Below are 18,140 nucleotides of genomic sequence, written 5' to 3' on the forward strand. Positions count from 1 at the left end.
CATACCGTTGTATGTCGCTGCCATCAAGGTTTACGCGAAATATAAGATGTTTTTTCAAAATCATTTAAAAATATTTTGATATTTGTAAAACAATAGTATATTTGTTGATTATTGATCATTCAAACAGGATTTGATTCGTTAACACTTAAATCTATCAACTGTGGCGTACGAAAACAACAATCAACAGGAAAGAAACAACGACAGCATCTTTTCCAAGCGATTGAAAGCGGGTAAAAGAAGAACTTATTTCTTTGATGTAAAAACAACTCGGGGTAACGATTACTTTCTTACTATCACAGAAAGTAAAAAACGTTTCAACGACAACGGTTACGACAGGCACAAAGTATTCCTGTACAAAGAAGATTTCAATAAGTTTCTGAACGCTTTAACAGAAACCATCAACTATGTGAAAACTGAGTTGATGCCAGATTTCGATTTTGATGCTTACAATCACGACTATTCAGAAAATCGTGAAGAAGAGCAGGATGGTGGAGAAGGCACTGAGTCTGCCGGACCACGCGCTGAAGTATCTGCACCTGCAGCAGAAGCAGTGGAAATAGCAGCCCCCGCTCAATCCAGCGAGGATGTAGACAAATGGTAATACATTCCCTGTCAACCAAATAAGAACTCTTTTAAACCTCCGGAATACACCGGGGGTTTTTTATTTTAAAGCACCTGGCCGGGAAATATTCCATTCAATGCCCAAATATTCCGTTCGATCAGGTTCATTGTGCAACATTAAACCACATCACTTAGTTTTGTTTGTATGAAAATGCGCTACCGTTACTGGATCTGTCAGGTTGTGGGATGGCTTTCCTTCACTTATCTCTACAACAACATTCGTACAGATGGGTTTGCCTTCCGCCTGGATGTATTTAGTGACCTTGAGTTCTATGGCGCTATCCTCAGCGGTATCTTTTACACGCATCTCTTACACCTGTACCTGCGCAGGCAAAACCTGGTCCGTTACCGCTTCGGCGCTTTGTTCCTGAAATTATGGTTCAGTGTGTTCCTCACATCGCTGGGCATCACCGCTACCTTCCTCACTTATGAGATCATCATAGCAGGTGGCTGGGATAAATTCATGGTATCCATGGATGCTGCTAAACAAACATTCGCCAGCAGAACTACCACCTTCATCGTGATCATGGGTATTATCTGGATGGTATGGCACCTGGTGGTATGGGGCTGGGTGATCATTTATTTCAGTTCCCTGCAAGGCAGGTTCAAACGCATAGGGCTGGAAGCAGAAAACCGTTTGAAACAGGCAGAGCTGGACACACTGAAGTCTAAACTAAACCCGCATTTCCTGTTCAATGCCCTCACCAGCATCCGCAGTCTCATAGCTGAAGATCCGCTGCGTGCACAAAACGCAGTAGGAGAACTGGCGGAAGTACTCAGAAGCGCCATGTTGGTGGAACATCAGCAACAGATCTCTTTTGCAAAGGAACTGGAAGTAGTGCAGCATTACCTGGCTATTGAAAAGATCCGGTTTGAAGATCGCTTACAGGTGCAGTATGAAATTGATCCCGCCGCATATGAGCAATCCATGCCGCCTATGTTATTACAAACCCTTGTGGAAAATGCCATCAAACATGGTATCTCCCAAAAGGCGGCAGGCGGAGATATCAGGATCAAAGCACAGATGGAAGACAAACATTACTGCATTCACGTGGAAAATACCGGGAAGATCTCAGAAGATACTTTGCAGAATGGGTTCGGCATAACGGGGACCATTAAACGTTTAGCGCTTTTGTACGGGAACAAAGCAACTTTCTCTATCCGTAACACAGGGCAGCATACCGTACATGCTACCGTAAAATTACCCAGAGCATGATAGAAGCAGTGATCGTAGATGATGAAAGGCTGGCACGGAAAGACCTGCGTACTGTATTACAACAGTTCCCTTTCATTACCATAACGGGTGAAGCATCTAATGTGGCAGAAGCTTTGCAGCTCATTGAACGTACCCTTCCGCAGCTGATCTTCCTCGACATTGAAATGCCGGAAGCAAATGGATTTACGCTGCTGGAACAACTCAAAACTGTACCTGAAGTGATCTTTACCACCGCATATGATGCCTATGCCATCAAGGCATTTGAAGTAAATGCCCTGGATTACCTGCTGAAGCCCGTCACTGTAAAACGTTTGGCCGAAAGCCTGGAACGGTTGCAGGAGGTAACAAGACCAACAGTACCAACAACGCAATACCCCGACCTCCGGGAAAAGATCTTTGTGAAAGATGGGGAACGTTGCTGGTTTGTTCCCCTGGGAGACATCCGGCTGCTGGAATCAACCGGAAGTTATACACGCATCTGTTTCGGGAAACATGCGCCGCTTTTGGCCCGCAGCCTGCAATCGCTGGAATCACGGCTGAATCCCCAGCACTTTTTCAGGGCCAGCCGTAAACATATCGTAAACCTTGAACACGTACTGCATATCACCGCACTGAACCAATACCTGCTGCAACTGGAGTTAACGGACGGCACTAAAATACCTGTGTCCAGGCGGCAATCCATCCTCTTCCGCGAGTTGCGCGGTATCTGATGATCATTTAAAATAGTTTATGTATGAAACGAATGTACCTATCGTTAATGGGCATGTTATGCCTGCTTTGTTCTGTTACCCTGGCACAATCTGTTCGCCGGGCAGCTTTTCCCTTAAACGGAAAAGCGGATCTCAAACCATTGAAAAAAGCACTGGCAGGCACGCAGATAGTTGGTATGGGAGAAGCTACACACGGCTCACATGAATGCTTTACCATGAAACAACAGGTGTTTGAATTCCTGGTAGAAGAAATGGGCTATACCGTGTTTGCAATTGAAGATGGCATTTATGGAGCCAACCTGATCAACAATTATATCCTTACCGGCCAGGGAGATCCCCGGCAAATATTGAAAGATGAATTTCATTCCGTATGGCAGGTAAAGGAACTGACGGACCTGATAGAATGGATGAAAGATTACAATACGCAGCATACCCGCAAACTCACTTTCGCTGGTTTTGATTCTCAGCAGATGGATAGTTATGTTCGTGCCCTGCGCACATTTGAAACACAATACAAAACAAATATCTTCACCCCGTTCACAGATTATGACGGAGAAGGAGTGGACAGCATCAACGATGCCATGCACATGGCCAGCCGTATCGTAGACAGCGTTTTACACAGCCTTCCTCCCAAACCTGCTATTGTTCCTGACACTGCCTGGGAACAAGCCACCTGGATGATCAATAACATTTCTGCCGCATTGCACCAGTTCAACAAAAAAGATTTCCTGCAGGCACTAAACACCCGGGATTCTATGATGGCATTGAATATTGATCATCTTATCAAACTGCATCCCGGGGAGAAGATGATGCTGTGGGCACATAATGGCCATATTGGCCGGCAGCATATCTTTACCGTGGAGTTCAATACAATGGGCGCAAACTTAAAGCGGCATTATGGCGAGTCTTATACCTGTATAGGTTTTGCTACCAGCACAGGCACTTACCGCGCAGCCATTGAAAAATCAGAGAATATGAAAACAGATAATGTGCTGATACCGGCAGGCCCCGGAACGGCAGAGTATATACTGCATCAAACGGGGATCCCTGTTTTCCTGCTGCCCTTGAAAAAAGTGCCGGTGGAAGGGAAGTTCAGGAGTATAGGCGTATTTGCTTCGGAATATCAGTTCCCTGAAAAACCGGGGAAGCTGGGAGATCTGTTTGACTGGTTGATCTATATCGATAAAACTACTGCGGCAGTTAGTCTTTAGGCTGGTACAAACTCGTTTACCTTCACGAGCATTTCGTTTAAGCGTACCGGCCCAAAGTGACTGGCAAAAGCAACATCTGAAGCGTCGCGGCCATAAGCTACCGTGATCCGCCTGCCTTTTGGTTCTGTTTGTGTGGCATCAAAGCAATACCAGCGTCCGGTAAGGTATACTTCAAACCAGGCATGCAGGTCCATGGGTTTTAAGCCAAAAAGATAACCCGTTACCATCCTGGCGGGGATATCCAATGCCCTGCAAAGGGAAATACCGAGGTGTGAGAAATCCCGGCATACCCCAACTTTAGCAGAGAGGATGTCCCAGGCAGAAGTAGAACTGTTGGTAGTGCCATATTGATAACGGATATTATTTTGTATCCATTGGCAGATAGCCGCTACCTGTTCATAACCTGTTCCTGCATGTTTTGTGATCGCTGCAGCCAGGTCCGCCATTTTATCAGATTCACAATACCTGCTGGGCAGGAGGTAGTGGAGCATGAAATCAGGGAGATATTCAATCGCCGTCCAGCCTGCGTTATGATCTACTTCTATGGTGTCCACGCAATCTGCCAGCACACTGCTTTCTATACGGAAATTGCCTACAGGTAATACTATGCGCTGGCAGAGGTTGCCGTAATTGTCCGTGAACTCCGTCATGGTACAGAAGGGGCTGGTGTGCATTTCTTCTTTGATCACAAACTGGCCAACGCCGCTTTTTGCACGAAGCATAAAAGTGGTAGGAACCGGGGTTTCGCAGGTAAGGTCCAGCAAACAGGAGGCTTGTATGAGCATGTATGTAAAGTAGTGAATTTTAGCGCGGAAGCTATGTGAAATTAATATCGCGCCAGGTCTTTGACCGCTTCTTCATATGATCTTAACAACACCGGCACCCTGTCTACCGCCCAGCCCCGGTAATTGTCCCTGATCAGGAGCAATGTTTCCCTGGTATTGGTGGGCTTCCGGGATTCCCGGTCAAATATCACCTGTGCTATTTCATCCTCTACCTTCATGATCCGGTCCTGCTCATCATATATCCTGGTGAGCAGGGCTGCTGTACTAAAATCTATTTTAGAGAGGATGTCGTGGCTCTTGGCTACTTCCCAGGCAGGTTTGTTGAGGTAACGATATAATACGCCCTGGTCTGCAATCAGGTTTAAATGAAATTCTCCGTTGGTAACGATCTGTTGCAGGAAGGCGGGTGTTTTCAAAGCGGAATCAATGTTGCGGAGTACCTGCAGGTGGTAGTGGTATTGTTCCTCCGCCGCTTTTTTATTGCGGGTTACTTCTTCCTGTATGTTTTTAATGATCTCATTCGTTTGTTGTCTTTCCTTCCGGTTGTTGATCTCTTCTGTAAGGAATAATGCCAATACTACGCTGAATACGATCAGTATCGCTTCGCCTAAATACTCTTTCCAGTTCCTGCCGGAATGCGGAGTTTGCTTTTTAGGTAGTTCTGTCATAAACTAAATATACCTGTTTTCAGGCATATTGGCGGATGATTGCCGCTAACTGTTTAGCGGGTATTACTCCGGATTGCCGCCACAGTACCTTTCCTTCCTTAAACAGGATCAGGGTGGGTACACCTTGCACCTGGTAAGCCTGCGCGGCAGCAGGGTTCCTGTCTACATCTATTTTGATGATACTGGCAGCATCTCCCAGTTCGCTTTTTACGTTCTTAAGGATAGGCTCCATTGTTTTACAGGGGCCGCACCAGGTGGCAAAGAAGTCTACCAGTACCGGTTTACTGCTGTTGATCATTTCTGAGAAGGTAGTTGCCATGGCTTTTTTATAGAAGGAACACAAATTCAGTGCCCAATAATAAGAAAAGCCCCCGGAATTCCGGAGGCCTGCCTTTACGTTTAAAAGAAAAATGGCTGCGGTTTGATATATGCATTTTGCCATAGTACTACTTCAATCCCATATCCTTATTCGCCGCAAACTGCTGCAGGGTAGCTGCAATCTCTTTCTCCAGCGCCGCACCGGTAAGCGCTTTATCAAAAGCTTTCTTTTCCAGCGCGTTCATGGCCTTATACAAAGGTTCGTTGTTCACCTTCTTTTGCAGGGTAACAAAAGTATTCGCTGCATAAAGTTGATCCCAGTACTTACGCACCAAAGCCCAGAACTGTTTATGCTGCTCCCACCAGGCCTTTGCAGCGGCACATTTGCTTTCATCAGTACGATCGTAGGTATTCACACCTTTCTCCTGTACGATCACCTTGTCTTTTCCATCTGCTCTTACTACTTTTTTATTGTCCTGCTCATGCACGGAACCGGTAGCAGTGATCTCATGGTGGTTGATGCGGTGCAGTACATTGTAATCATTCCTGGTAGTGTACTCACGGCGTGGCAGCGGAGCATCGCTGGCCGCTTCCCAGTAATGGCGGCCATCTGCATGGACCCAGGTAGCGGAACCCTCGTAACGGGGTTCATCGTCCACACCAAATACCTTCTGCGTCCACTGCCCTTTTACCTGTGCGGCCGGCAGTTGGACCTTTTTCCAGGTATTATCCTTATCAAAGGCCAGCAGGGTCTGGTTCTCATATTGCCAATCCTCCGTCCAGTGTTTGATCACATCGCCCTCAGCTATCAGCAGGTGCTGCAATACAATACGTTTATCACCTTCTGCTGCTACGGTGATATACTCTACCGCATCTGTGATCTTTTTGTATCCTTTTGGTTTATAAGTACTGTCCGCAGGGAATGTTTCAGTATACTCGAAAGTTACTTCGTGGCAGCCGCACATGTTCTTGATGGCTGCTTTATCCTGCGATAGTTTCTGCTGTGCCATGCTGTGCTGCGCAACAAAAGCCATGGCGAATAAGAAAAGTCTTTTCATAATTAAGCTTATTTAAAATTACGGGTGCCGTTAGCCTGCAATACAAACCTGAAATGATAGAACCTGCTCACGGAAGTAACAGACGGTGCCGCAGGCGCATCTTTATAATAGCTGGTGATCTCCAGTTTGGCATATTTGCCGGTGGCTGTTTTCAATACAATGAATTTGCCGGTAACAGGGGAGATCACATGTGTTTCCATATTATAGTTATACCAGCCGGTGATGGCCTTTGTAGTACCATCTGTTACATAACCTGCTTCCGGAGCTGTATTCAGGTCGTTGTACACACCGGCAAGAACCTGCGCAGCTCCGTTACCGGGGCCGCTGGTACCTCCGTTCACAATGATAGTAGTAGCCCTGAAACCGATATCCCATTTTGTAGTCGCAGAGTCCGAATTAGGGATCACCTTGTTTTCTGCCAGGCTGAACAGTGTGAATTTGTTAGTGCCTGCCACATCTGCATCTATATTAGCGGAGGTAGTGGATACGATCGTTGGTTTCGCAGGTGCATCGTCTTTACTGCAAGAGGCAAAGAATGTAACAGAGAGCGCCATTGCGCCGAATTGGAAGAATTGTGCTGCTTTCATATAAATTGATTAATGAGGAAATTTAAAATAAACACCCAGCGTATATAACCTGCCCGGCAGGGTAGGAATATGTACTGCGTCCGTATGTGCAAAAAGATTTTCGACAGTGGCCTGTATGCGTAATTTCTGCGCAAACAAAGTTTTAGCTGCAGCCAGGTTCACCGTAGCATATCCTTTCACGAATTCGCTGTTCAGATCAGGGGTTTGGTTCCCGTTCTCATCTGAAAATCCGTATTTACTCCGGTAGATTGCCCGTGCATTGGCATCCAGCCCTAAACGCGCATGGACCCAGCTGAGCTTAAGATTGGCGGAATGATGAGAGCGGTTGAACAGGCCGAAGTATTCACTGCGTTTCAGCGCCCTTGTTTCATTGGTGTTTTTATCTTTGGTGTATACTGTTCCTTCCTTTACCTGCTTAAACAATTCATTGTCTGCCGTACGCAGGTATTGATAACCTGCAGAAGCCTGAAAGTATTTACCGATGGGTTGATGATACTCCGCTTCAGCGCCATAAGTAGTAATGCTCCTTACATTCACATAGCTGAACACGCGCTGCCCGTTTGTTTTTTCGGCGATGGCCCTGGTATCTATCAGGTTCTTTACTTTATTATAAAAAGCATTGACCTTTACGCTTTTGCCCTGCACGCCCAGGTTGTAGGACCAGGAGCTTTCTGCATCCAGTTCCTTCAGATCATCCGGGTTTACATTCAGCTGGCTGATCTGCCCCTTCTCCTGCATGTCCAGCAGTATTTCTTTTGCCAGTTTGGTACCTGCAACTGTATAACCTACTGCCGCATTATTGAAATGCAGATAGAGCTGCCTGAAGTCCGGCGCACGGTATCCGCGGCCAACAGAACCTAATACTCTCCATTGCGGAAGGAATTCATAGGCCAGTGATAACTTGGGGCTGAACTGGGAAGGATATTGATTATGCATATCAAAACGCCCGCCCAGGAGGATGTTCCATTTATCGGTTGGTTTCCAGTTTTCCTGCAGGAAAATATAACCGGTGTTAAAAGCCATTTTATCATCGTAACGGGTAGCTTCCACAGACTCATGCACATACCCTGCGCCAGCTGTCAGCTGGTGTTTTGGATGCAGTTGCCAATCGAACTGGTATTCCGGTTTCAGGTATTGCTGTGTGAAGAAGGAAGCATCGTATACATCCTTATTCTGTTGGTAGACCATGTTCTCCTTTGTATCGTAGTAGGAGTAATACATCCTGAACACCTGCGTGAAAAGCTTATTGGGCGTGTTCTTCAGGTTCAGTGAAATGTTGGCGTCCTTTTCCTTGCCAATATCATCCACCATACCGTTTGCATCCTGGAAATAACTATCGTAGCGTTGCTGGTAATACCGCCCGTTCAGGATGGTCTGCCATTTGCTGGTCCATTGCTGCTGCCAGGACGATTGTAAAGTGAGGGCTTTGAAAGGAGCAATGGTAGGAGAGCTGTTCCCTGTTCCCAATGTGTACCCTCCGCTGTTCATATAACCGGCATTAGCAGTGAACATCCCTTTCTGATAAGGCACCCTCGTTTCGCCGTCTATATTATAAGTACTGTTGGAACCATACCTGCCGCCGATGCTGCTGAAAGCTTCTTTCTGCTGCCCGCGGGTAATGATATTGATCACACCCGCCAGGGCATCGCTGCCATATAAGGAAGAAACAGGGCCTTTGATGATCTCTATCCTTTCAATATTACTGATCATGATGCGCGAAAGGTCCAAAGTACCCGCAGTACGGCCTATCAGCGGTTCACCATCCAGCAGGATGAGCGTGTATTGAGATTCCAGGCCCTGCATCTGCACGCCGGTACCGTGATTGGAAGTAATGAACAATCCCGTTTGCTCTGCCAGCACCTGCTGCAGTAATACTGCACCCATGCGTTGCAACTGTTGTTTATTGATAACGGTAACAGGAGCAGGCACTTTATTTACCAGCTGCTCATTACGGGTAGCGGTCACCACCACTTCCTGCAATTCCCTGCTGCTGCTCACGGAATCCGTTTGGGCAAAGCAAAGCCCCGTCCGCATAATGCAGATGATAAGCCAGTAGATTTTACGCATGTTATGAATTGTCCGGCGAAGGTAGGCTGGACAAGTTTCCCGTTCTTACGTATTCGGGAAAAAGAGTTACGCAAAACGGAAAAGGTCATTTTCCTTTAACAGGCTAATAATTATTTAAATCGGATCAGGGCCATTATATTTGGGTATAAACGACCACTAAGTATGAGGGATTGGATAAAGAATATTTTCAATACGAACGAAGAACCTACTCTTGAGGAATGGCGTAATGAACAGTCTATTTATCAGTTCATTAGCAGCAATATTGATACTAGCGGAAAACTGAAAGAATCTGCCGAGGAACTGCCCGATGAGAAGAAAGGGGAGAACGATCTCCGCTTTGCTGCCGGACTAAGCGATACCTTATTTAATAACAGCGAATCAGAAGAAAGCACCGCTCAGATCAACGAGCTGGCGTCCATCATCAAACGGTTTGCCCAATACGGGGATAAAAAAAGCGATCTGAAGATCTATGAACTGATTGCCAATAATGACAATATCGTAAGCCTCATTGATCCGGTACTGGAAGAAATGGGCAAACTAAGCGTTCCCATCGAACCATATTTATTTCCATTTGCACAGGACCTTTCCTTTAAAGCTGCTAACCGGAATGCCGTAAAGTTCGGCATTGCCATCCTGGGCGTTTGCCAGCGGGAAAATGTATTGGATGAAATTAAAACCCTGGGGCTGCACGACGAATTTACCCTCTATACCACCATCGCCATCATCAACCTGTCTGATGATCCGGAAGGGGATCTCTGGGAGCTTTCTAAAAAAGTGAACGGATGGGGAAAGATCCAGTCGGTAGACAGGCTCGCCAATATGGTCACACAACCTGCTATAAAAGACTGGCTGCTGCTGGAAGGGTATAAGAACGACATCATGTACGAATACCTTGCCTATACCTGTGCCGTGCATGGAGAACTGGATGAAAAACTTTCCCTGGAGAAAATAGACAGGGCTATGTACATCTCCGCAGGTGAGATCATAGAAGCACTCATTGCAGGAGGCCCTGCCGAAGATATTTCCAACTATACATCTGCTTCCATCGTTATTGAACAATATGCAAGGCATTCCCAGGAACATGCTACGGAAGTAGGAAACTACATAGTATTAAGCAGCATCTTTAACCTCTTACAGGATATACAGGATGATATGACAGACCATGCTGAGAATGGATGGACGCAGGATATTATCTCCAACTGCCTGATAGATATTTCCGCCATCCTGCATCGCCAGGATTGGGAAGAAAAAACATGGGAAGCTTTGAACAGCACAGATAATACTACTTACTGGAGTGGAAAGCAGGCTGCCCGTTTATTGGGTTTGGATGTATGGGATGTTTACTGGAAAAGGCTTTTAGCCAGCCCGCACGAAGGTTCGCTGTGGTATGATGTGCTCAACGAATACATGGAACCTCATGTGGATGATATTATAGACCTTGCCGTTAAAACTATTCCTTTGGATGAACTGGCCACTGGTCCGGAAGATATACTTGGCCTTGGCCCCAATTATTCCAAATTCCAATCGCTGGATTTCATATTGCCTTTCTTAGAAAGGCATCCCGGAAAAGGAGAACCTATCCTTATAGCCACACTGAACAGCCGCGTAACCCGGCATCGTAATTTTTCCCTGCGTGTGTTGAATAAATGGGGTAAGGAAAATTGGTCGCCTGCTGTTACGGCTGCATTTGAAAAGCTCAAAGGCCTTGAGCCAAATGCGGATACGAAGGCGAATATTGAGAAGTTGGAAAGGGGAGAGGCACTCGAGTAACAATACCTGGTTGAAATAAAGAACCCCGCCGATTGGCGGGGTTTTCTAATTATATGAATAAACTTCAGGCCATTTGAATCCCCAACGCCCTCTGCGGCACGGCAGGGTGTCCGCAGGCATCACCCTCTCCATTTCTTATAAGCATTGATCAACCCGTTCGTTGAAGTATCATGCGAACTAACCGCTGCATCATCTTTCAACTCAGGCAGGATCTTATTCGCCAGCTGTTTCCCTAATTCCACACCCCACTGGTCAAAACTGTAGATATTCCAGATCACTCCCTGCACAAATATCTTATGTTCATACAACGCAATCAGCGAACCGAGGGAGCGTGGTGTAATTTTTTTCAGCAGGAAAGAATTCGTTGGCCTGTTACCGGTAAACACTTTAAAAGGCACCAGCTCTTCCGCAGTTCCTTCCGCCTTCACTTCCTCCGCTGTTTTCCCATTCATCAACGCCTCCGTTTGTGCGAAGAAGTTAGACAGCAATTTAGGATGATGGTCCCCCAGTGGATTATGACTGATCGCCGGCGCAATAAAGTCGCAGGGGATCACTTTGGTTCCCTGGTGGATCAGCTGATAGAAAGCATGCTGCCCATTCGTACCTGGCTCTCCCCAAACAACCGGCCCGGTTTGTACATCAACCGGCTTGCCATTCCTGTCTACATTTTTACCATTGCTCTCCATATTCCCCTGTTGGAAATAGGCCGCAAAACGGTGCATATATTGATCGTAAGGAAGGATCGCTTCAGATGCCGCATCAAAGAAGTTCCCATACCAGATGCCTATCAATGCCATGATCACGGGAATGTTCTTTTCAAAAGGCGTATTCCGGAAATGCTCATCAGTAGCATGTGCCCCTGCCAGCAGTTCGTGAAAGTTCCTGTACCCGATGGTCAGCGCAATAGAAAGGCCGATAGCGGACCAGAGGGAATAACGTCCTCCAACCCAGTCCCAGAACGCGAACATGTTCTTTGTATCTATACCAAACTCCTTCACCGCTTTTTCGTTGGTAGAAAGCGCCGCAAAGTGCAGGGCAATATCTTTTTCCGAACCACCATTCTCCAGGAACCAGGTACGCGCAGAATGTGCATTGGTCATAGTTTCCTGTGTGGTGAAAGTTTTGGAAGCAATGAGGAAGAGGGTTTCATCTGCTGTTACTTTCTTCAGCGTTTCAGCAATATGCGTACCATCCACATTGGACACAAAATAGGTTTGAATACCGGGAACCCAGTAGGGGCGAAGGGCTTCTGTTACCATTACAGGTCCCAGGTCTGAACCACCAATACCGATGTTCACGATATAACGGATACGTTTACCCGAAAATCCCTTCCATTCTCCTTTGTGGACCCTGTTACAGCAATCCTCCATCTGTTTCAGTACGGCATTCACTTCCGGCATCACATCCCTGCCATCCAGCAATACCGGCTGACCGGAAACATTCCGCAATGCGGTATGCAGTACAGCCCGCTGTTCCGTGGCATTGATCTTTTCTCCCCGGAACATCGCTTTGATGGCTTCTTCCAGTTTGCACTCCTTCGCCAGGTCCTGCAGGAGTTGCAGGCTTTGGGCATTGAGGAGGTTCTTGGAATAATCGAACAGGATCTCTTCAAACTGCAGCGAGAAAGATTGGAAGCGTTGCGGATCTGCCGCAAAGAGGGAACGCATCTGCGTTTTTTTCATATCTGCTGCGTGCTGCTGTAACTGTTGCCAGGCCTTGGTCGCAGTTGGGTGTACTGTTGGGAACATACTTTCTGATTAGATTAGTGCCTCAAAAATAAGCTATATAGTGATCTTTTTTCTAACTAACTGCATGAGAATGGATAAAGCTAACACGGCGATAACAATAGTACCCATAGCTACGATGGGTGCGCATTCCCGTCCGCCGATGGACTCCCTTTTAACGATAATGCCATAAAAAGCCCAGATACATACAAGCGCATAATACACATTGTTGTACCGGAAAACCATCAGCACTCCCAGCAGGGTACCCAATCCCATCATCACAATCGTCCAGGAGACCTGTGGAAAGGGGATGTTCCAGGCTACCAGTAAAGCCGTGAGATTAGCAATGGTGGCAATGCTGATCCATCCCAGGTAGATGCCGAACGGAAAATGAATGAACACCTTCTCCGGCGTAAATGCTCCCGGGTGGCCTATACGGAATTTACGGTGGATCATGATCAGGCTGGCCAGCAGCAACAGCATACAGCAGAAGGAAAGGAAGATCATATTGTAATGCCAGGCAAACAGCCAGCAGGCATTAGCCAGGCAGCTGAGCAGGAACCATCCTTTCATCCTTACCATAAAGGCCTGTAACTCTATGGTATGCCCTTTGAAGAATGCCAGCCGGTACTGGTAGGCCGCAAAACCCAGCAGGCCCAGGTAAATAATGCTCCAGATAGAAAAAGTAAATCCCGCCGGTACAAATAGGTTGGGATACTGACCGGAGACCTCACCGGTGGTCTTACCGTTCAATTGAGACAAATTGGCCATGGCATTCACACCTATCACAATGAGCAGGGCCAGGATATTGAAGATAGCTTGCTGACGGTAATGGCCAACGCTCTGACGGGTTTCCATAACATTTGGTTTGAAATTGAACCGCAAAAATCTAACCATAATTAGGCGATATTGCTGTTTCGTATTTACTGAATATTAATTTATCTTTGCGGACTTATGACAATAGAACAATTGAAGGCTATGAGGGACCGTCTGTACGTCCTGGGAGGTTTTCTTTAACGTACAGGACCGCATAGACAAAATAGAAAATGATAAGCAGATGACCCTCGCCCCGGGATTCTGGGATGATAACGAAAGGGCGACGGCTATCCTGAAAGAAATTAAGGTGAACAAATTCTGGGTGGACCTTTACAACCAGGTAAAGGACGCCATTGAAGACAGCGCCGTTCTGCTGGAATTCCAAAAAGAAGGTGAAGCAACTGAGGAAGAAGTGAAAGCAGCTTATGATAATGCCACCGCGGCATTGGATGAGCTGGAGTTCAAAAGCACCCTCAATCAGCCGGAAGATGAAATGCCGGGTGTTCTCACCATCAATTCCGGAGCCGGTGGTACGGAAAGCCAGGACTGGGCAGAGATCCTTCTCCGCATGTACCGTATGTACGGTGAAAAGCAGGGTTGGAAAGTCAGCGAGATCGATGTGCAATACGGAGACGGTGCAGGCATTAAATCTGCCACACTGGAGTTCGACGGGGAATTTGCTTACGGCCTGTTGAAAGCCGAAAGTGGTGTTCACCGTCTGGTGCGCATCTCTCCATTTGATTCCAACGCCCGCCGCCACACCTCTTTTGCCTCTGTATTCGTATACCCGCTCGTAGATGATACCATCGAAGTAGCTGTTAACCCTGCCGACCTGGAATGGGAATTCTACCGTTCAGGTGGTAAAGGTGGTCAGAACGTGAACAAGGTGGAAACCGCCGTTCGCCTGAAACACATTCCTTCCGGTATTATCATCGAATGCCAGCAGGCACGTACACAAGGGGAGAACCGTACCAAGGCACTGACCATGTTGAAGTCCAGGTTGTATGAAGAAGAGATCCGCAAGCGCGAAGAACTGAAGAATGCCTCGAATGCAAATAAACGCAAGATCGAATGGGGTTCGCAGATCCGCTCTTATGTTTTCCATCCATACAAAATGATCAAAGATCACCGCACCGAATACGAAGTAGGAAATATCGGCCCGGTAATGGATGGTGAGCTGGATGGATTCATCAAAGCGTACCTGATGATGCAGAAAGAAGAAGAGAAAGGTTGATCCGAACACCAACCATATTTATAACAAACAACAACAATCTAAGCCATGCATAACGCTTATTTTGACTTTGCAGCACCAAGCAATGAACCGGTTATGAGCTTCGCTCCGGGATCCCCGGAAAGAGCAGCACTTAAAAAACAACTGGCCGCATATAAGGCTGTTGAGCAGGACATTCCCATGTACATCGGTGGAAAAGAAGTACGTACCGGTAAAACGGTAGACATTCGTCCTCCACATGAGATCAAACATAAACTGGGTCATTTCCACTCCGGTAATGCCAGTCATGTTACAGATGCTATCAACGCCGCACTGGCTGCACGCCAGCAATGGGCAGATACTCCCTGGGAGCATCGCGCAGCCATCTTCCTCAAAGCAGCAGAACTGCTGGCCACCAAATACCGCGCGCATACCAATGCCGCTACCATGTTGGGCCAGAGCAAAAATGCCTACCAGGCTGAAATAGACAGCGCCTGCGAACTCATAGACTTCCTGCGCTTCAACGTACATTATCTTACTGAGATCTACCGCCAGCAACCCATCAGTTCACCTGGTGTGCACAACAGGCTGGAATACCGCCCCCTGGAAGGTTTCGTACTGGCTGTAACGCCATTCAACTTCTCCGCTATCGGTGGTAACCTGCCTACTTCTGCTGCCATGTGTGGTAACGTGGTGGTATGGAAACCAGCTAATACACAGGTATTTCACGCCAGCCTTTTCATGAAGGTACTCATTGAGGCCGGCTTGCCGGATGGGGTGATCAATCTCGTTTATGCAGATGGACCAACCATCGGTGATGTATGTTTCGCACATCCTGATTTTGCCGGGATCCACTTCACCGGCTCTACCGGTGTATTCCAAACCATGTGGAAAACCATTGGCAACAACATTCACAAATACAAAACATACCCACGCATAGTAGGAGAGACCGGTGGTAAGGATTTTGTGATCGCTCACAAGTCTGCTGATGTAGATGCTGTTGTTACCGCTCTCGCAAGAGGCGCCTTTGAGTACCAGGGCCAGAAATGCTCTGCTGCTTCCCGCGCTTACCTGCCCAGCAATATTGCAGAAGAGATCAAAACCAAACTGGCTGCAGCCCTCAAGACCATGAAAATGGGTACTACCGAGGACTTCTCCAACTTCATCAATGCCGTGATCGACGAACGTTCTTTTGATAAGATCGCTAAGTATATCGATAATGCGAAGAACGATGCAAAAGCTAAGATCATTGCTGGCGGTAACTACAATAAAACAGAAGGTTACTTCATCGAACCAACTGTGATCGAAACCACTGATCCTTTATACACTACCATGTGCGAAGAGATCTTTGGCCCCGTACTCACCGTATATGTATACGATGCAGAGAAATATGAAGAGGCTTTGACCCTGGTAGACAGCACCAGTACCTATGCGCTCACAGGAGCTGTATTGGCGCAGGACCGTTACGCACTGGAACTGGCTGCTAAAAAGCTGGTGAATGCGGCAGGGAACTTCTACCTCAACGATAAACCAACAGGAGCTGTAGTTGGTCAGCAACCCTTTGGAGGTGCCCGTGCATCCGGCACCAATGATAAAGCAGGTTCACAGCTGAACCTATATCGCTGGCTGAGTGCGAGAACAGTGAAAGAAACACTGGTTCCGCCAACAGACTACAGGTATCCTTTCCTGAACGAAGCATAAGTTTATTAAGCTACATAAAACAAAAAAGCAGTTCCATTCCCGGAACTGCTTTTTTATTAAAGATCTGATTTAGCATCTGTGTAGTTATAGAACCATTTAAACGTTCGTTTAAAGGGCTCTGCGTTTACTTTTTGATACCATTTTTCGTATGCACTTTTCAATCTGCCGGCAATCTCCGGCTGTGCCGAAGAAAGATCATGAAGTTCCGACCGGTCATTCTCAATATCATACAACTGCCATTGTTCTGTATGTTCTGCAACCAGTTTCCATTTGCCATCCAGTACGGCCTTGTTTCCTTCATGTTCCCAGAAGATCGGGTTTACCCTGTTTATTTTTTTTCCTGCAAAGGCAGGCACCATGCTGGTTCCCTCTAAAGGTTGAATGGAGTTGCCGCCAAATGTTGAAGGGTATTGCGTTTTACCTAAATCCACCAATGTAGCCATAATATCAGTGATATGTGCCGGCTGCCGTTCAAAAGCACCATTCCTGGAAACTGGTATCCCGGCGGGCCAGGAAATAATACAGGGAGAGGAAATTCCGCCTTCATGCGTCTGATGTTTATATCCCCAGAACGGTGTACAGGAAGCCTCTGCCCATCCCTGCCCAAGGAACACGCCGGACCGGGAAGAACCGGGTATAGCGCCATCGTATCTTGCTTCCGCTCCTGGTTCAGCATTACCACCATTGTCTGATACAAAGAGGAGTACAGTATTATCAAACACATTCCTCTTTTTTAAACCAGCTACCAGGTCCCCGATGCTCTTATCCATATGAGCTATAACCGCCGCGTATATCGCCATGATATGATCAAACTTTTCCTTCTCCTGCGGGCTGAGCTTATCCCAATCCGGAACATTTGGATTAAAAGGCGTTAGTTTAGCCGATGGCTCGAGCAATCCAAGAGTAAGCTGTTTTTTATATCGTTGCTCCCGTAGTTTTTCCCATCCCTCCAGGTATTTCTTTCTGAACTTTTCAATTTCATCCAGGGGTGCCTGCAGCGGAAAATGAGGTGCATTGTATGCCAGGTAGACCATAAAAGGCTTTTGTTCCTGTAACGCTTCATCTATGAACCGCAAACTGTAATCGGACCATAGATCTGTGCTATACCAGTTTTGAGGTAATACAGCAGCATCATTCGGCAAGCGGTCCCCGTTCAGGAAAAGTTTTGCATTGGGGTGATCACCATAATAAAAACCTCCTGCCGGCGCACTGAGCGATCTGTCAAATCCCCGCTTCCAGGGTACTACGCCCTGGGCTTGCCCTACGTGCCATTTACCCACCATGGCTGTAAAATACCCGGCATTTTTCATCACCTCACCTATAGTAACATTATTGTTATTCAACCGCCCACGGTAAGCAGGATGCTCCGGGCCTTTATCTTCCATCATATGTCCCACACCGGCCTGGTGCGGATAGATCCCTGTAAGCAGTGCGGCCCGCGAAGGACAACAGCGGGCCGTATTGTAAAAATTGGTCAGCCGCACACCATTTTTTGCAAGCGCATCCAGGTTAGGTGTGGGTATTTCACTACCGTAACATCCCAGGTCAGCAAAACCAAGATCATCTGCCATGATAACGATAATATTAGGGCGCTTCTGTGCTGTAGTAGTTCCCGTTGTGATCACACCACAGGCAAATAAAAGGAAGGTCAACCTGGTCATTCTTTTTAATTTAACGT

At 47.0% G+C, this 18,140-nt stretch carries 16 protein-coding genes; 7 read left to right on the top strand and 9 right to left on the bottom strand.

What is annotated here, in order from left to right; genetic code table 11:
* The first annotated feature begins 160 nt into the window (after positions 1-160).
* From BUR42_RS06800 to BUR42_RS06815, 4 genes are all read left to right on the top strand, one after another.
* Complete coding sequence (locus BUR42_RS06800) at positions 161-601, top strand: DUF3276 family protein (RefSeq protein WP_074238506.1); 441 nt, start codon at positions 161-163, stop codon at positions 599-601.
* Between the two features lie 165 nt (positions 602-766).
* Positions 767-1,837 carry a sensor histidine kinase gene (locus tag BUR42_RS06805; protein ID WP_074238507.1) on the top strand — a complete coding sequence of 357 codons (1,071 nt, stop codon included), beginning with the start codon at positions 767-769 and terminating at the stop codon, positions 1,835-1,837.
* Positions 1,834-2,547: a LytR/AlgR family response regulator transcription factor gene (locus tag BUR42_RS06810; RefSeq protein ID WP_200798227.1), complete on the top strand. Its 714-nt coding sequence runs from the start codon at positions 1,834-1,836 to the stop codon at positions 2,545-2,547. The genes BUR42_RS06805 and BUR42_RS06810 overlap by 4 nt, the downstream gene beginning before the upstream one ends.
* A 23-nt stretch (positions 2,548-2,570) precedes the next feature.
* Complete coding sequence (locus BUR42_RS06815; protein WP_084185441.1) at positions 2,571-3,758, top strand: erythromycin esterase family protein; 1,188 nt, start codon at positions 2,571-2,573, stop codon at positions 3,756-3,758.
* Here BUR42_RS06815 and BUR42_RS06820 read toward each other — a convergent pair.
* The 6 genes from BUR42_RS06820 to BUR42_RS06845 form a co-directional block, all read right to left on the bottom strand.
* On the bottom strand, positions 3,755-4,543 hold the full coding sequence (locus BUR42_RS06820; RefSeq protein WP_074238509.1) for a transglutaminase-like domain-containing protein: 789 nt from the start codon (positions 4,541-4,543) through the stop codon (positions 3,755-3,757). The genes BUR42_RS06815 and BUR42_RS06820 overlap by 4 nt on opposite strands.
* Positions 4,544-4,584: 41 nt before the next feature.
* Positions 4,585-5,211 (bottom strand): hypothetical protein, encoded by a 627-nt coding sequence (locus tag BUR42_RS06825; RefSeq protein WP_074238510.1) that lies wholly within the window; start codon positions 5,209-5,211, stop codon positions 4,585-4,587.
* 19 nt (positions 5,212-5,230) lie between these two features.
* Positions 5,231-5,530, bottom strand: a complete 300-nt coding sequence (gene trxA / locus BUR42_RS06830; protein ID WP_074240481.1) for a thioredoxin — start codon at positions 5,528-5,530, stop codon at positions 5,231-5,233.
* Between the two features lie 127 nt (positions 5,531-5,657).
* Positions 5,658-6,587 carry a DUF6607 family protein gene (locus BUR42_RS06835; protein ID WP_074238511.1) on the bottom strand — a complete coding sequence of 310 codons (930 nt, stop codon included), beginning with the start codon at positions 6,585-6,587 and terminating at the stop codon, positions 5,658-5,660.
* An 8-nt stretch (positions 6,588-6,595) separates the two neighbouring features.
* Positions 6,596-7,174, bottom strand: coding sequence for an HmuY family protein (locus tag BUR42_RS06840; protein ID WP_074238512.1), 579 nt, complete (start codon positions 7,172-7,174; stop codon positions 6,596-6,598).
* Positions 7,175-7,183: 9 nt separating this feature from the next.
* On the bottom strand, positions 7,184-9,241 hold the full coding sequence (locus tag BUR42_RS06845; protein WP_074238513.1) for a TonB-dependent receptor plug domain-containing protein: 2,058 nt from the start codon (positions 9,239-9,241) through the stop codon (positions 7,184-7,186).
* A gap of 162 nt (positions 9,242-9,403) precedes the next feature.
* Here BUR42_RS06845 and BUR42_RS06850 point away from each other — a divergent pair, with 162 nt between their 5' ends.
* Positions 9,404-11,011 carry a hypothetical protein gene (locus BUR42_RS06850; RefSeq protein ID WP_074238514.1) on the top strand — a complete coding sequence of 536 codons (1,608 nt, stop codon included), beginning with the start codon at positions 9,404-9,406 and terminating at the stop codon, positions 11,009-11,011.
* A gap of 119 nt (positions 11,012-11,130) precedes the next feature.
* Here BUR42_RS06850 and pgi read toward each other — a convergent pair whose 3' ends face one another.
* A complete protein-coding gene (pgi, locus tag BUR42_RS06855; RefSeq protein WP_074238515.1) occupies positions 11,131-12,759 on the bottom strand; it encodes a glucose-6-phosphate isomerase in 1,629 nt (542 codons plus the stop codon).
* 33 nt (positions 12,760-12,792) lie between these two features.
* Complete coding sequence (locus BUR42_RS06860; RefSeq protein WP_084185442.1) at positions 12,793-13,593, bottom strand: tryptophan-rich sensory protein; 801 nt, start codon at positions 13,591-13,593, stop codon at positions 12,793-12,795.
* 96 nt (positions 13,594-13,689) lie between these two features.
* Between BUR42_RS06860 and prfB the strand changes: the two genes are divergently transcribed.
* Together prfB and pruA are read left to right on the top strand one after the other, a co-directional pair.
* A protein-coding gene (prfB, locus tag BUR42_RS06865) for a peptide chain release factor 2 (RefSeq protein ID WP_143197363.1) occupies positions 13,690-14,785 on the top strand; the annotation gives its coding sequence in 2 pieces (ribosomal slippage) (positions 13,690-13,749 and positions 13,751-14,785; 1,095 coding nt in all).
* A 45-nt stretch (positions 14,786-14,830) separates the two neighbouring features.
* A complete protein-coding gene (pruA, locus tag BUR42_RS06870; protein WP_074238516.1) occupies positions 14,831-16,462 on the top strand; it encodes an L-glutamate gamma-semialdehyde dehydrogenase in 1,632 nt (543 codons plus the stop codon).
* Positions 16,463-16,518: 56 nt separating this feature from the next.
* Here pruA and BUR42_RS06875 read toward each other — a convergent pair whose 3' ends face one another.
* A complete protein-coding gene (locus BUR42_RS06875; RefSeq protein WP_074238517.1) occupies positions 16,519-18,123 on the bottom strand; it encodes an arylsulfatase in 1,605 nt (534 codons plus the stop codon).
* Positions 18,124-18,140 lie beyond the last annotated feature (17 nt).

It is taken from the genome of Chitinophaga niabensis, assembly GCF_900129465.1.
In the GTDB taxonomy this organism is placed as follows: Bacteria; Bacteroidota; Bacteroidia; order Chitinophagales; family Chitinophagaceae; genus Chitinophaga; species Chitinophaga niabensis.